The sequence below is a fragment of the Flavobacterium granuli genome, from assembly GCF_900129705.1.
Lineage (GTDB): Bacteria > Bacteroidota > Bacteroidia > Flavobacteriales > Flavobacteriaceae > Flavobacterium > Flavobacterium granuli.
Window position 1 is genome coordinate 282010 of the sequence record NZ_FQWO01000004.1, and the last position, 15893, is coordinate 297902.

Consider the following 15893-nt stretch of genomic DNA (forward strand, 5'->3'; position numbering starts at 1 on the left):
CAAGGGTTTTTTCTTGTTTTGTATTTAGTTGTATACAGATTATCCAAATGGAACAGATTTGGTAGCTATACCCATTCGAGATAGTGAGGGAATGTTAATGCTTAAGAAGTAAATTAGTAGATAATGTGTCATAAAGGAATGCGTTTTTTATTTAATGTCAGCGACACATCTAAAGCCGGTATGGCCTAAACCGGTATCAGGAGAAGATTTCATTCGTGCCGTTACGCGATATCCCTTGCAATAGGAGGCGTTACAAAGGAAAGAGCCGCCTCGTACAACTTTTTTTGGTACGGTAGGTTCCATAGGGTCATAGCTTTTAGAAGGCCCTTTGGGATTAGTAGCAATGCTGCGACTCAGATCTTTATAATAGTCGGGAGTGTACCAATCGCTGCACCATTCCCAAACATTGCCTGCCATATCATACAAACCATATCTATTGGGAACAAATGATTTTACGGGTGATGCACCTGCAAATTTATCTTTAGCCATATTCAGGTAAGGGAATTTTCCCTGCCAGATATTGGCTTTTGGTTTTCCTTTTTCGGGATCTTCATTCCCCCAAAAATATTTTTTGTCAATTAATCCGCCTCTGGAAGCGTATTCCCATTCGGCTTCGGTGGGTAATCTTTTTCCGGCCCATTTTGAGTAAGCATTGGCATCATCCCATGAAATATGGACTACAGGGTAATTTTCCTTTCCCTTTATATCGCTTTTTGGTCCTTGAGGATGTTTCCAATTAGCCCCCTCGGTCCATCTCCACCATTGCGAAGCGTCATTTAAATCGACAGCTGTTGCCGTAGGCGTAAAAACGAGTGAAGCTGCAACTAATAGACTTTCATCGGGTTTTGGGGTTCCAGGAGGTAATTGCTTCTTTATTTCTTCCCAATCGGGTTTTATTTCAGCTGTGGTGACATAGCCGGTTGCCTTGACAAATTTTTCAAATTGTGCATTAGTCACTTCGGTGGCATCCATCCAAAAAGCGTTGATTTTAACCCGATGCTGCGGATATTCATCTTGTCTTCCTTCATCATCCGAGGCGCCCATCAGGAATTCACCAGAGGGAATCTGTACCATTCCTTCATAAGAAACAGTTTTTGATTCACTGATTGAGTTTGTGTTGTTTGTAGCCGAAAATCGGGACGGCAGAGAGGATTCGCAACTCATTGTGTCCGTATTGGTCATTTTGGCCTTTTTTTCCTCTTTTTTGCCGCAAGCATACATTGTAAGCAGTAGCAAGCCCAGAGTAAACGTTTGGTATCTCATTTTTTATTTTATTTAATCCTGTTTTTGAAGCTAAAAATAGTTTTAATGACTGGTTTATTCTTCGTTTTAAGAAAAATAATTAATCTTTATTTTTCTGATTTTTTATTTTTTGAAGCAACTCTGCCAATTCATTTACAAGCTTTGGGTACTGATTTGCAAGATTTTCTCTTTCGCCAAGATCTTTATTTAAATCATACAATTGTGGCTGTGGATTATTGCCTAATTCGGTGTTGGTAAGTACATTCATCGCAGCTCTATTGTTGGGTTCAATATATTTCCAATTGTCTTTTAGGATTGCCAAAGATGTGGTTCCCTGCTCGATCAGGACGGTACGTCCTTTGGATGTTTTGCCTAATAGTGCATCGAGCATATTCTCACTATCAGTAGCTTCGCTGGTATTTGTCTTTATCTTGAGCAGGTTTGAAAACGAAGCCAGAAAATCAATTTGAGATACCACGGCTTTCGTAACGCCTACTTTTGTTTTTGCAGGCCAACTGATGATCAGAGGAATTCTTGTTCCTGCTTCAAAAGTGCTGTATTTTCCACCGCGTAAAATACCTGCGGGAGTGTGTCCGTTTAGCTTTGAAACGGCTTCATCCTGATAGCCGTCATCGAGTACGGGACCATTGTCACTGCTAAAAATGATCATGGTGTTTTTGGCTAAGCCCAAATTCTCCAGTTGTTTCATGATTTCGCCTACCGCCCAATCCATTTGTAAAATGGCGTCGCCGCGATATCCCAAATTACTTTTTCCTTTAAACATTGTCGAAGGCATTCGTGGTACATGCGGTTCGGTTAACGAATAATATAGAAAGAAGGGACGTTGTTTATTGGTGTCAATAAATTCTTTAGCTTTCGCTAAAAAAGTCAATGGCATTTCCTCATCAGTCCATCTAGCTTTATTGCCGCCGCTCATGTAACCGATACGGCCAATGCCGTTTACGATGGTGTTATTATGCCCATGATCAGGAGAAGAATGCATTTTTAAAAGTTCAGGATTTTCTATTCCCGTAGGATCATTCCCAATTTTTTTATTGTAATCAACTTGAATAAGATCATTGGCGTCTAAGGCAACAACATGATGGTTCTCGACAAATACAGTAGGAACTCGATCTGCAGTAGCCGGGAAAATAAAAGAATAGTCGAAACCGACTTCATTAGGCCCAGGTTTTAATTCTCCGTTCCATTCTTTTTCACGTTTATCACCTAATCCCAAATGCCATTTTCCTACTATTCCGGTTTGATATCCCGCTTTTTGAAATAAGGAAGGCAAGGTAGTTTTATCAGTTGGGATGATTAAAGCCGCATCTCCGGGTAAAACACCTGTTCCAGCTTTTCGCCATGGATAAAGGCCGGTCATTAATGCATAGCGGGATGGAGTACAGGTTGCTGAGGTTGAGTGTGCATTGGTAAATCGTATTCCTTGTTTAGCCAGTTTATCAATATTGGGAGTGTTGATTTTGGTTGTTCCATAGCAACTCAAGTCACCATAACCCAGATCATCAACATAAATGAAAACGACATTGGGTTTTTGCTGGGCAAATAGCAAACAGCTTGTCAGGCAACTAATAAATAAAAGGTATAATTTTCTCATTTTTTTTGGATACTTTAAGTTGTAACAATACCGCGGTTCTAAAATAGGGACTTGATGAAAAAGCTTATTTTAATTTGTTTTTTCAGTTGTTATTTTAGAAATTTTTTAATTTTTTTATTCCAAATTAAGGTTAATTTCAAAAATAGAATTGTTTTCAAAAGTAACGCACTAGTCCCTACCAGTTTGTTTGGGTTTAAAACCAAATGAGTTCATTTTTGCTGGACAGATTTAGTTTTAAAACAGCTTATTGTTTACCTAATTTTTTTTAAAAATAAAGAAGGCTGTCTAATTTTAGACAGCCTTCTTTATAATCTTTTGTGTTTTTTACCAACTTCCGCTTGAGCCTCCTCCGGAGAATCCACCACCGCCAAATCCACCACCGAATCCGCCGCCGCCAAATCCACCACCAGATGAACCGCCACCAAAACCACCTCCGCCACCTCCACGGCCGAGGCTACTCAGGATAATCACGTCTAATAAACTAGGGCCATGATGTCCGCCACGGTTATTGCCGGAGTTTCCGCCACCACCGCCTTTATTTCTGGAAATAAGAATAACGATAAATACGATAATAATGATAAATGGGAAAATAGGAAAGTCCTTTCCTTGTGTTTGTTTTTTTCTTTCACCTTTGTATTTGCCTTTAAAAACATCAATAAGAGCATCGGTTCCTTTGTCTAGTCCCTTGTAATAGCTACCGGCTTTGAATTCAGGAAGGATAATGTTTCTGATGATTTCACCTCCAATTCCTGCTGTCAACCGGTCCTCAAGTCCATAACCCGGATTGATTGCGATTTTTCTTTCTGCTTTGGCTACTAAAATAATAACGCCATTATCTTCCTTTGCTTGACCTAGTCCCCAGGTGTGTGCCCACTTAGTAGCCAATTGGCTCACATCTTCGCCTTTTAGACTCTCAATGGTTACAACCAATATTTGAGTAGTCGTGGAATCAGAATATTTAATGAGTTTTTCTTCTAAACTGGTTTTTTCTGTTGCGCTTAAAAGGTTTGCATAGTCGTAAACACTGGTTTGAAAACTAGGTTTTTCAGGGATTGTAAATTGTGCAAAACTGAGCTGTGAAAAGAGCAAACAGATGAACAGTTTTAAGAAAATTGAGGTATGCTTTGTTTGTAAAATCATTCTCCTTTAGATATTTCGTTTGATAATTCATTAGTGTCCTCTTCTGACCAGGGGAAATGTTTTTTTAATTCTTCTCCAGCTCTTAGAATACCGTCAATCAAACCTTGTTTGAAATTGCCGTTTTTAAAATGAGCGACCATAATATCTTTAGTACTGTCCCAAAAATCATTTTGAACAATGTCATTAATACCTTGGTCACCGCAAATCACAAAGGTTTTGTCTTTTACAGCAAGGTAAATTAAGACTCCGTTTTTGAGTTGGGTCTCATCCATTTTTAGGTCATGAAAAACTTCCAATGCACGATCATAGGGATCTAGTTCTGTTGTTTTTTCCAGATGAACTCTAATCTCTCCAGAAGTATTTTTTTCAGCCACGCGAATGGCTTCTACAATTTCTTGTTCTTCTTTTTGGGTTAAAAAATCTTCTACTTTTGACATGAGTTTATTTTTGTTTAAAACAATTAATAGCGAGATGAAAGAACTATTATTTAAAAACCATTAAGAAATTAAAATTCATTAGGTTTTAATGGTCTAAATTTCTTAATGGTTTCTCCTTTTTATGAAAAAGAATAAGGTTTTTTACTGCTACTTTTATTTGTTCTAAAGTAGTTGTAAATCTTATGTTTTTTTTAGAATTTCACTTCCACAGGTTTGTCGGCTCCTTCCACAGCGTTAAAATAAGCTTTTTCTTTAAAACCAAACATACCTGCAAATAATGAATTTGGGAAAGTTTTAATATGAGTGTTGTATGGTTTTACTGCTTCGTTAAAACGAGTTCTAGCGGTTAAAATTTGATTTTCGGTGCTTGCCAGTTCATCTTGTAATTTCAAGAAATTTTGGTTGGCTTTCAAATCAGGATATTTTTCAACTGTAACTAATAAACGAGATAACGAGCTGCTAACACCGCTTTGAGCTGAGTTAAATGCAGCCAATTGTTCCGGAGTAATATTTGTAGGGTCTACGGTTGTTTGGGTTGCCTTTGCACGGGCTTCAATAACAGCAGTCAAAGTGCTTTTTTCAAAATCAGCAGCTCCTTTTACGGTGTTGACTAAGTTTCCAATTAGGTCATTTCGTCTTTGGTAAGCAGTTTGTACGTCTCCCCATGATTGTTCAACGGTTTGGTTTAAAGTTATGGCTGTGTTGTTAATTCCTTTAACCCAGCTGTAAATTCCAAAAATAATAACGGCTCCAATAATCCAAGGCAAAAATCTTTTCATGTTTGTTTAATTTAAAGTTTAATATTAAGTTTTTTATTTTGTAATCATCTATCAAAAAATCTAAAGTTGATTTTTTATATTAGTTAATTGTGTTCTGATGCCTTCCAGTTTTTGAATAATTTCAAACTTATCCAAGGTTTTCTTTTGACCTTCTTTCAAATGGGTTTTGGCTCCTTCGAGGGTAAAACCTCTTTCTTTTACCAAATGGTAAATCAGTTGTAGGTTTTTGATGTCCTCGGGCGTAAACATTCTATTGCCTTTTGCATTTTTTTTAGGTTTAAGAATGTCAAATTCACTATCCCAAAAACGGATAAGCGAAGCATTTACATCAAAAGCCTTAGCCACTTCGCCTATGCTGTAATATCTTTTGTCTTTTGAAAGTTCAATATGCATTTTTTGTTTCAAGTTTAATGTTACAAGTTTAAAGCAAAAACACTTTGCTAACTAACTCCTATATTATAAATTAATCCAGCGATTGATTTTCTTGATTCGCCAGTTTTGAAATAGCAACATATTCGACCGCCGAAATATTACCGTAATAAAAATTAAGCGGATTGACCACTTTGCCGTCTTTGTGAACTTCATAGTGCAAATGAGGTCCTTCGGATCTTCCGGTGCTGCCTACATAACCAATAATGTCACCTCGCTTTACTCTTTGTCCGGCTCGACAGTTGTATTTGCTCAAATGCGCATATAAAGTTTCGTATCCATAACCATGCCTAATTACCACGTGATTCCCAAAACCCGAAGCTTTATTGTCAGCTTGACTCACTACTCCGTCTCCGGTGGCAAAAACAGGAGTTCCTATTTTAGCTGTAAAGTCCATTCCCTCATGCATTTTCTTCGCTTTTGTAAACGGATCTGTGCGGTAGCCAAAACCCGAAGCCATTCTTTTTAAATTTTCATTTCTCACAGGTTGAATGGCAGGAATGGCAGCCAATAATTTGTCTTTCTTTTTGGCTAGTTTTAAGATTTGGTCTAGCGATTCTGATTGTATGGCTAATTGTTTGCTAAGAACGTCTATTCTTTTTGTCGTGTTTAGTACTAACTGGGTGTTGTCATAACCTTCTAAAGCGGTATATCTATTGACGTCTTTAAAACCTGATTTCCTTTCCTCTTCTGGAATGGGGGCGGTATTAAAATAGGTACGGTATAAATTGTTGTCTCGGTCTTCAATCGCTTCAATGACATCGTCTACTTGATCCATTTTTTTATTCAAAACTGCATAATTCAGTTTCAAATTTTCAATTTCACGTATTAACAAACGATCTTTTGGTGTGTCGAAATAAGGAGTATTCAATAAAACCACAAAACTGATGAAACCAAATAATGCCGAAGCCACTAAAAATAAGGCTGCGAAGCCAAATTTCCATCGTTTTTTTGTTTTAATTTTTCGATACGCCAGATTTTCGGAATCGTAATAATATTTTACTTTCGCCATATTTTAAAATACCCTATTTTTGCACCTTATAAAGTGTTAGTTGAACAAATTTAATAAATGTTTCATTTGTTCAATCTTTTTTCGCTAATAAATAAAATATAAAGCGGATTAAAAGATTTGAAAATTTAATGATTGAAAGATTATTGAATTTTTAATTTTGATAAAAAAATAAATTTAAAAACTTTGTGCCTTAGCGCCTTAGTGAAAAATAAATAAATAAATGAACTCACAAGACGTACGCAGACAATTTCTGGATTTTTTTCAAAGTAAAGGGCATTTAATTGTTCCTTCGGCTCCTATAGTTTTAAAGGATGACCCAACCCTGATGTTCAACAACTCAGGAATGGCGCAGTTCAAAGAATATTTTTTAGGAAACGCTACGCCAAAAAGCGCTAGAATTGCTGACACCCAAAAATGTCTTCGTGTTTCAGGAAAGCATAATGATTTAGAAGATGTAGGTTTTGATACCTACCATCATACCATGTTTGAGATGTTGGGGAACTGGTCCTTTGGTGATTATTTCAAAGAAGAGGCTTTGCCTTGGGCTTGGGAATTTTTGACCGAAGTTTTGAAACTGGATAAAGACCGTTTGTATGTTTCTGTTTTTGAAGGAAACGAAGCAGAGAATGTGCCTTTTGATCAAGAAGCTTTCGATATTTGGAAACAATTTGTTCCGGAAGACCGTATTATTTTTGGAAACAAAAAAGACAATTTCTGGGAAATGGGCGATCAAGGTCCGTGTGGTCCATGTTCTGAAATTCATATTGATTTGCGTACCAATGAAGAAAGAACAGCAGTTTCTGGTCGTAGTTTAGTTAATGCCGATCATCCACAAGTTGTTGAAATATGGAATAATGTATTTATGGAATTCAACCGTAAAGCAGATGGTTCGTTAGAAAAATTACCTGCACAACACGTCGATACCGGAATGGGATTTGAGCGTTTGTGTATGGCGATGCAAAACGTAACTTCAAACTATGATACGGATGTATTTACACCACTTATTGAAAAAGTGGAACAAATTACAGGATTAAAATATACTTCAAATGAAGTTAAAAATATAAGCGAAGAACAAAACAAAATTAACATCGCTATTCGTGTGATTGTCGATCACGTGCGTGCGGTAGCTTTTGCTATTGCCGATGGGCAATTGCCTTCAAATACTGGTGCAGGATATGTAATTCGTCGTATTTTGCGTCGTGCGATTCGTTACGGATTTACTTTCTTAAATACCAAAGAAGCTTTTATCTATAAATTAGTAGAAGTTTTAGCCAACCAAATGGGCGAGTTTTTCCCGGAAATCAAATCGCAGCAAAATTTAGTGACTAATGTGATACGTGAAGAAGAAACTTCTTTCTTGAGAACCTTAGATCAAGGATTGCAATTGTTAGAAAATGTGATTTCTAATACCAAAGGGAATGAGGTTTCAGGCGCTAAAGCATTCGAATTGTATGATACTTTTGGTTTTCCAAAGGATTTAACAGCCTTGATTTTAAAGGAAAAAGGAATGACTTTCAATGAAGCAGAGTTCGATGCTTCGATGCAAGAGCAAAAAGCACGTTCGCGTGCGGCTTCTGAAGTTTCGACGGAGGATTGGTCTGTGTTGATTCCAGGAAATGTTGAAACATTTGTAGGTTATGATCAAACGGAGTCCAATGTAAAAATAACCAGAATTCGTAAAGTAGATTCTAAAAAAGACGGGATTTTGTATCAAATCGTTTTAGATAACAGTCCTTTTTATCCGGAAGGTGGGGGACAAGTTGGTGATAAAGGGGTTTTGGTATCTGCCAATGAAACGATTGAAATTATAGATACCAAGAAAGAAAATAATCTGATTTTACATTTTGCAAAACAACTTCCTGAGAATTTAGAGGCTAGTTTTATAGCTAAGGTAAATACGGATTTAAGAGCTTCATCAGCTCGAAATCATACAGCTACACACTTGATGCATCAAGCATTACGCAGTATTCTAGGGACTCATGTGGAACAAAAAGGATCTTTGGTCAATCCAAATTACCTGCGTTTTGACTTTTCTCATTTTGCAAAAGTAAGCGATGAGGAATTAAAGCAAGTAGAGGATTTTGTCAATGCGAAAATTCAAGAGCAATTGTCGTTGATAGAACGCAGAGATATTCCTTTTGCGCAAGCTGTAGAAGAAGGTGCTATGGCTTTATTTGGGGAAAAATACGGAGATCATGTACGTGCAATTAAATTTGGAGACAGCATGGAATTGTGTGGTGGAATCCATGTAAGCAATACAGCTGATATTTGGTCATTCAAAATTGTTTCTGAAGGAGCAGTTGCAGCCGGAATTCGCCGTATTGAAGCTATTACAGGCGATGGTGTAAGACAATTTTTTGCTTCGCAGGATGAATTGTTGAGCGAAATTAAATCAGCATTGAAAAACCCACAGGATGCGGTAAAAGCTGTAGTTTCATTACAAGATGAAAATGCCAAATTGAAAAAACAGTTGGAAGCTTTGTTGAAAGAGAAAGCCAAAAACATGAAAGGTGATTTGATCAAAGAATTGCAAGAAATAAACGGTGTTCAGTTCTTAGCTAAACAAGTCGATTTGAATCCGGAAGGAGCTAAAGATTTGGCTTATGAATTAGGAAATTTAGGCACAAACTTATTTTTAGTTTTGGCTACAGCCGAAGAAGGAAAGCCAATGTTGAGCTGTTATATTTCTAAGGAATTGGTTGCCGATAAAAATCTGAATGCGGGTCAGGTAGTTCGCGAATTAGGAAAATTTATCCAAGGTGGAGGAGGAGGGCAGCCTTTCTTTGCAACTGCAGGAGGAAAAAATGCTGCCGGAATTCCGGAAGCTTTAGCAAAAGCAATTGATTTTGTAAAATAGTTTCGAATATTTTTTTAATATAGAAAAGACCTCTTCTAATTTGTTTGGAAGAGGTTTTTTTTATGAATTTCTTTTGATAAAGTTAGGGAATAATCTACTTTTTGTGATTTTTTTAATGGTTAAGTGTCTGAAATAGAGTTCCCCGAAAAAAAAATAGTCTTTTGTAAATGCCCAAGAATAGTTGTGTTAAAAAACACTGTTTGACGAGTTTTTTAGCTAATTAACGTTCTTTTAAGGTGTTAGTGAATTAAGATTTTAACTTTAGCCAGTAAAATAGTTTGTGTTGAATTAGATTGAATTTATTCTAAAAATAGCTGGCTTGGGAGAGGTAAATAAAATAGTAAGTCTTTTGATGGTTTCGATAGTAGTACTTTGTTCTTGTTCAGAAGATAAAGTAAGTACGGATAAACTCTTGAGAAAAACAGTTGAAATTTCTGAAAATGGAACTTCGACCACTACTTTGTATAATTACAATGGCAATGAAATAGTAAGTGTTGACGGAGCTAAGAAATACATTAGCTATACTTATACGGATGGTCTCATTACTAAAATTATAACTAAAGACAAAGAGAGTCAATGGAGTGTCACATTAGATTATACCTATAATAAAGCACAATTAGTGCGCATGCATTCTTCAGAGGGTTATGTGATGAATTATAGTCATAAGGGAGATGGAACTGTTTCTTATGAGAAAGTAGTACTAGATTCTCAAAATCAGGAAACAAAAGTTTTTCATGGAATTTTATATTTTGAAAATTGGAATTTAGTTAAAGATGAACGGATTTTTGACGATTCGCCGCAAGGTGTGTTATCTAAACAAAAAGTAAGTTTTGAATACGATTCCAAGAATAATCCTTTTTATAACATCTTAGGATATGCTAAGTTGTTAAGTCATAATGAGGTGATTTCAATTAATAATAATAGGTTGGCTGTAGTGGAGCGAGTTGTTATCCAAGATGATCAATTGACTTCATCGGCAAATTTGTATCAAGGTGTTTTTAAATATGACACTGATAATTATCCTGTAGAACACGTTACTGAAGCCAGTATTGTAAACCCAAATTATGTGAAAACCCAGTTTTTCTATTAATTAATACTTAATTTTGGGAAAAAATATAAAATGCAATTCAGAACCCCAGTACCTATTTCTAAGAGTATTTCCCCAATCGATTACAACTCAAAGATTATTTCTTTTGGTTCTTGTTTTGCAGTTAATATGGCGGAGAAACTGAATTATTTTAAGTTCGAAAATTCGTGTAATCCGTTCGGGATTTTGTTTCATCCTTTGGCCATTGAGAATCTAATTGAATTTGTAGTGTCTGAAAAAGAATTTACTACATCTGATCTATTTTTTCATAATGAACAATGGCATTGTTTTGATGCTCATTCTGATTTGAGTAATCCTAATCCCAATAACTTGTTAAGTGATTTGAATGCCACTGTCAAGTCCATGCGACAACAAATGCTTGAAGCTACTCATGTTGTGATTACGTATGGTACGGCTTGGGTATATCGAAATATTGATAGTAATGAAATAGTTGCTAACTGCCATAAAGTACCACAAAAACAGTTTGAGAAAGAGTTGCTTTCGATAGAAATAATTAAGGAAAGCATCGAGAAAACAATTGATTTAATTCATTCTGTAAATCCAAATTGCAACATCATTTTTACCGTTTCACCAGTGCGTCATATCAAAGATGGTTTTGTCGAAAATCAGGTAAGTAAAGCGCATTTGATTTCGGGAATTCATCAGCTAATGAGCAAGGAAGCCAAAACATTAAGCTATTTTCCGAGTTATGAAATCATGATGGACGAACTGCGCGATTATCGTTTTTATGCCGAAGATATGTTGCATCCCAGCTCTGTGGCGATAGATTTTATTTGGAAACGTTTCAAGGAAACTAATATTTCTGAGCAATCTTTTTTAATTATGGATGAGGTGGAGACAATCCAAAAAAGTCTTTCGCATAAACCTTTTAATCCCAACTCAGAAAGTCATCGTAAATTTGAAAACAAACTGATGGAGAAAATCAGTAAATTGGAAACTCAATATTCATTCATGAAATTTTAAATATGATTAGAAAAATAGGTATTGGAACAGGAATTATTGTCAGCATATTTTTGTTGTTCAAGTTTTGTGAATTTAAAAAAAATGATGCTGAAGATTTAAATTATAATACAAATCTCATTCAGCAACAAATAGTCAACGTAGGTAAACTTGTGGTTACAGAAGGGCATTTTTCAGAAGTGATTACGTATAAAAACCAAGAGAAATATTTGTTGGATATGCTTTCTTTTGAGAAAAAAGCCTTAGTAATAGTGAATGCTGATGTAACGGTTGCTTATGATTTGCATCAAATGAAATACGATATCGATGAAGAAAATAAAGTAATCACAATCATTAGTATTCCAAAAGAAGAGATAAAAATAAGTCCGGATATCCAGTTTTATGATGTGGAACAAAGCAAATTGAACCCGTTTACTGCCGATGATTACAATAAAATAAATAAATCAGTTAAAGCAAATCTGGCTAAGAAAATTGAAAAATCATCTTTAAAAAGGAATGCCCAGAATCGTTTAATAAGTGAGTTATCTAAAATATTGATTCTTAGTAATTCTTTTGGATGGAAGTTGCAATACAAAGGGGAGGTGATTAAAAGCGAAAAAGATTTTAATCAGAAAATAAAGCTCTAGAAGAATTAGTTTTTCTAATAGAGTTTAGAATGACTTATGTTTATAGTATTTTTAACCGCAAATTCGCTAATTATTGTTAGAGCTTAGAGCTGTCTAATTTACGAATTTGCGGTTTGTTTTTAGGCTTTTTCTTTAGTGAAGATCAATTCTAAGCCTCCATCAATCAAATGGGCAGTTTCAGGTCTTTTGATTTTCATTTTTTCAAGATAATCAAGCACTTTTGTTAAGAGCTCAGAGTCTTTTTGGTTTGATAAAAGTTCGGCAATTTCTACTGCTAAAAGCCAATCATGGGAATGATTTGTAGTTAGTTTATTGAAGACAAAAGTTAAGGCTGTTTGGGCGCCATTTGTTTCTCTCATTTCACGAACGGTTTTGTATAATTCTTCCAGTTCCTCTCTTTCTGAGGAGTGTTTTGCTTTGATTGTTTTGCTTGAAGGAACATGCGAAATCAAATCAAAACTGTTTACATCGGCAGGACCGGAGAATGCAGAAACTACTTTCTTGCCCACGGCCATGTCATAAACGCCCCATTCCGGTTGAAATAAAACAGTTTCACCATGAGTTACGGTGCAGTTATTCAATCGGATAAGTATGATTTCTCCTTGTAGGTTTCTGGAACCCGTAATTATTTCGCCTTCTACAGTGATATTGCCTTCAAATTCCAGTTTGACACTTTTAGATTCCAAAATATTGTAAGCATTTAAATCTTTAGGACTCATATCTTCAATGGCGAGATTGATTCCTTTTAGTTTGCCTATCGGGCTTCCAAAACCTTCTGCATGAGTAATGGTTCCATGACCTACTAATTCTTTTTCGCGGTAAGCCAAAGCGGTCTTTCCTGTGGTTTGTATGTAAACGGCTTTTCCTTCGTCCTCAATTACATTGGTGAAAACACCTGAAATTTGTAGTCCGGTGCTTAGTTCTATAGTTCCTAAAGCATTAGAGGTTATCAATTTTTTTATACCTGATATGCCACCTGTTCTCAAGGCCATTTTATTGGCAAATTCTTCTAAAACTAAATTTAGATAGGCAAAAGTGGGCGTGACATACAATTGCGGCTGTAGTTTGGTAATATCAAAACTCTGGTTAGCGGCGGATATGTCGTAAGGGATTTTTGTAACATTGTCGGTCATGCACCAAGCGCTTTCGCCAATGGAAGAAAGTAAGCCAGCACCATATATCTTTGGATTTTCTACAGTACCTATCAAACCATATTCCACGGTCCACCAATGTAGGTTTCTGATTTGCGCCATTTCTGATAATTCTCCCATATTGTTCTGTAAGTCTTCTACCGCTTTTTCGGCAGCATCGATATCAGCTTGTGGCGTGTCTTCGGCTTCTTTCAAAATAGAAAGCAGTCGAATGGCTTCGTACATTTCATAATCTTTAGACGACGAAATGGCTTTGCATCCTATTTCTCCAAAACGGCGTAAATATTCAGCGTATTCCGGATTAGCAATAATAGGGGCATGACCGGCCCCTTCATGAATAATATCCGGAGCTGGGGTGTATTCTATGTGTTCGATCTGACGAATATCGGATGCGATAACCAGAACATTATAAGCTTGAAATTCCATGAAAGCATTAGGCGGAATAAATCCGTCAACAGCTACCGCTGCCCATCCTATTTCGCTAAGGATGCGATTCATGCCATACATACTGGGTATATTGTCGATTTCGATTCCTGTTTTCTTCAATCCATCCAAATAGGAATGATGGGCTACTTTTGAAAGGTAATCTACGTTTTTACGCATCACATAACGCCAAACCGCTTGGTTTATAGGTGTGTAGTCGCTATAATCCTGAGGTTTAATGAATTGTTTTAAGTGCTTTGGTAAGCGCTCTAATAATGGATTAGTTTCAATAGTTGCATTCATTTCGAAAACGTTATAGTTTAAGTTGTAAAAGTACAAATTCCGAGAGCTATTTCCCGCTTTTCATGACAAGTTTTTACTAATCGGTTTGTTTTAACAATAGTAAAATGAAAGCCTTTTTAGAAAAAAACTCTCTTTTGTTACAAATAAAATGTAATTGGTTTTAGTGAAAAGAATATAATAATAGAGTGATGTGACAAGTAAGATTATTGTATTAATCGATCACTTCAAATAGCAAAATTTGCGTTTTCTGTTTGTCTGAAAAATTATTATCCGAAACAAAAATCAGGGTTTGATGCCCGTTTGCTAATTTTGGACCAAAAGTCAATCCTTCAATATTGTCAATAAAAATACCCAAATCATCCATGTTTAGAATGAGTTTTTTAGAAACGCTTTCAAAAGATTGGTTTTTTAAGGAACTTATGTTTTTTACGTCTGTAGCTTTAGTTAGATCACATAAATATACTTTTACCGTGCAGGCTTGTGTTCCTGTTGAATAAGAGCGTTCCACCACAAGCAACTGGTTTTTTTTATAATATTGAAGGGCTGCAATCCCGTTTACTGCAAATGAACCTTTAGGGTTGGGTTCTTTGGCTATCGGATCTAGTTCATAGGCGTATTGGGCCGCATTTTTTTTGGTTTTGACATTAAATTGATATAATCTAATCAAGGCGCTTTTATCAGTGCTGGCTTTGTCTCCATCTTCAAAAAGAGGTTCTTCTACGCTGGTATAGATGGTTTTGTATTTATTGTCAAAAGTAATTCCTTCGAGAGTACCATTGTTTCGAGGGCCTTTGTCTTCTTTTTGCATTTCTAGATTAGAAGGCAATTTTATTTTATTTTGAAAGTTGCCTTTTAAATCCATGAAGTTGATTGATGGATTTTGTAAAACGGTTTTGTCAGAAGTGAGGACGCGGGCGCCTTCGCTGCTCCAAATTAAAGATTTGTTTTTCGGATTGTATCGAATATCTTCAGGATCTGCCGAAGTTTCAGGAGTGCTTAGCCAATTGCCGAAAGAAGTGCCTTCTTCATTTTTTAAGGTATTTGTATCCAGAAAATCTATGGTTTTTATCTGATTGTTATTCAAATGGATTTTTGCAGTGTAAAATCGGGAAGGATCTACCTGTGATCGCTCATCGCTGATCAGGTAGTAAATGTCTTGTTTTTTGTCATAATCAATACCGGAAAGTCCGCCAATTTTGGTGTTCTTGAAATCCTGATTGTAAGGAATTTCGATTGAGTTTACAAAATTCAAGCGAGGAGTTGAATGGGCTTGACTTACTTGTTTTACATTCGAACAAGAAAGAAAAAAAGAGATGAAAAGGAATCCAAATAGAAGTTTACGCATGGCAATGATACCAGTTTAGATTAAAATTTATAATTAATGTTGAGGATTGTTTTTTGTGGCATTTCTAAAATAATCAATTTTATAATTGAACATTTCGGCCATGTTTTTGGCGCGTAATTTTGCTTCTTCGGCAATTGGGCCAGTAAATAATCCGTCTATGGTTGTTGAGAAGAGTTCCATCCAGCGGTCAAAATGTTCTTTGGCTACGGGTAATTGCTTATGTGGAGGGAATGGGCTTCCGGAATAAGTGTGTACTTCCAGTAGAATAGTTTGCCAAAAGCGATACATTTTTTCTAGATGTTCTGGCCATTGATTTCCTATTTTGGCATTAAATATAGGACCAATGAATTCGTCTTTTTGAACTTTTGAATAGAAGCTGTCAACAAGTAATTTAATGTCTTCTAGGGTTGTAATGTCCTTCAATGTTGTCATAATTTGAGTATAAAAAAAGCCTACGCAAAGGTAG

The 15893-nt window shown here is 36.0% G+C and carries 14 protein-coding genes; 4 read left to right on the plus strand and 10 right to left on the minus strand.

Translation table 11 applies throughout. The features are described 5' to 3' along the window. Nucleotides 1-147: 147 nt before the first annotated feature. The 7 genes from BUB25_RS08005 to BUB25_RS08035 all read right to left on the minus strand — a co-directional run bounded on the left by BUB25_RS08005 (nt 148) and on the right by BUB25_RS08035 (nt 6654). The gene (locus BUB25_RS08005; protein ID WP_072942715.1) at nt 148-1263 is read right to left on the minus strand and encodes a formylglycine-generating enzyme family protein; all 1116 of its coding nucleotides are present in this window, start codon (nt 1261-1263) and stop codon (nt 148-150) included. A gap of 79 nt (nt 1264-1342) precedes the next feature. After that, nucleotides 1343-2857: a sulfatase family protein gene (locus BUB25_RS08010; RefSeq protein WP_072942717.1), complete on the minus strand. Its 1515-nt coding sequence runs from the start codon at nt 2855-2857 to the stop codon at nt 1343-1345. Nucleotides 2858-3181: 324 nt separating this feature from the next. Beyond that, nucleotides 3182-3997 (minus strand): TPM domain-containing protein, encoded by an 816-nt coding sequence (locus BUB25_RS08015; protein WP_072942719.1) that lies wholly within the window; start codon nt 3995-3997, stop codon nt 3182-3184. Continuing rightward, entirely contained in the window at nt 3994-4434 is a 441-nt protein-coding gene (locus tag BUB25_RS08020; protein WP_072942721.1) for a TPM domain-containing protein, read from the minus strand. The genes BUB25_RS08015 and BUB25_RS08020 overlap by 4 nt, the downstream gene beginning before the upstream one ends. A 191-nt stretch (nt 4435-4625) precedes the next feature. Beyond that, nucleotides 4626-5213, minus strand: coding sequence for a LemA family protein (locus BUB25_RS08025; protein WP_072942723.1), 588 nt, complete (start codon nt 5211-5213; stop codon nt 4626-4628). A 60-nt stretch (nt 5214-5273) separates the two neighbouring features. Beyond that, nucleotides 5274-5606 (minus strand): MerR family transcriptional regulator, encoded by a 333-nt coding sequence (locus BUB25_RS08030; RefSeq protein ID WP_072942725.1) that lies wholly within the window; start codon nt 5604-5606, stop codon nt 5274-5276. A gap of 70 nt (nt 5607-5676) precedes the next feature. Continuing rightward, a complete protein-coding gene (locus tag BUB25_RS08035) occupies nt 5677-6654 on the minus strand; it encodes a M23 family metallopeptidase (protein ID WP_072942727.1) in 978 nt (325 codons plus the stop codon). A gap of 220 nt (nt 6655-6874) precedes the next feature. Here BUB25_RS08035 and alaS point away from each other — a divergent pair, with 220 nt between their 5' ends. The 4 genes from alaS to BUB25_RS08055 all read left to right on the plus strand — a co-directional run bounded on the left by alaS (nt 6875) and on the right by BUB25_RS08055 (nt 12205). Then, entirely contained in the window at nt 6875-9511 is a 2637-nt protein-coding gene (gene alaS / locus BUB25_RS08040) for an alanine--tRNA ligase (protein ID WP_072942729.1), read from the plus strand. A 319-nt stretch (nt 9512-9830) separates the two neighbouring features. Next, nucleotides 9831-10601, plus strand: a complete 771-nt coding sequence (locus tag BUB25_RS08045; RefSeq protein ID WP_084089457.1) for a hypothetical protein — start codon at nt 9831-9833, stop codon at nt 10599-10601. Nucleotides 10602-10631: 30 nt separating this feature from the next. Further along, on the plus strand, nt 10632-11582 hold the full coding sequence (locus BUB25_RS08050; protein ID WP_072942731.1) for a GSCFA domain-containing protein: 951 nt from the start codon (nt 10632-10634) through the stop codon (nt 11580-11582). A gap of 2 nt (nt 11583-11584) precedes the next feature. Continuing rightward, nucleotides 11585-12205 carry a DUF4230 domain-containing protein gene (locus tag BUB25_RS08055; RefSeq protein ID WP_072942733.1) on the plus strand — a complete coding sequence of 207 codons (621 nt, stop codon included), beginning with the start codon at nt 11585-11587 and terminating at the stop codon, nt 12203-12205. Between the two features lie 119 nt (nt 12206-12324). Here BUB25_RS08055 and BUB25_RS08060 read toward each other — a convergent pair whose 3' ends face one another. The 3 genes from BUB25_RS08060 to BUB25_RS08070 all read right to left on the minus strand — a co-directional run bounded on the left by BUB25_RS08060 (nt 12325) and on the right by BUB25_RS08070 (nt 15859). Continuing rightward, nucleotides 12325-14082: an aromatic amino acid hydroxylase gene (locus BUB25_RS08060; RefSeq protein ID WP_072942734.1), complete on the minus strand. Its 1758-nt coding sequence runs from the start codon at nt 14080-14082 to the stop codon at nt 12325-12327. A 211-nt stretch (nt 14083-14293) separates the two neighbouring features. Continuing rightward, complete coding sequence (locus tag BUB25_RS08065; protein ID WP_072942737.1) at nt 14294-15427, minus strand: esterase-like activity of phytase family protein; 1134 nt, start codon at nt 15425-15427, stop codon at nt 14294-14296. Nucleotides 15428-15460: 33 nt separating this feature from the next. Continuing rightward, nucleotides 15461-15859: a group III truncated hemoglobin gene (locus BUB25_RS08070; RefSeq protein ID WP_072942739.1), complete on the minus strand. Its 399-nt coding sequence runs from the start codon at nt 15857-15859 to the stop codon at nt 15461-15463. Nucleotides 15860-15893: the final 34 nt, after the last annotated feature.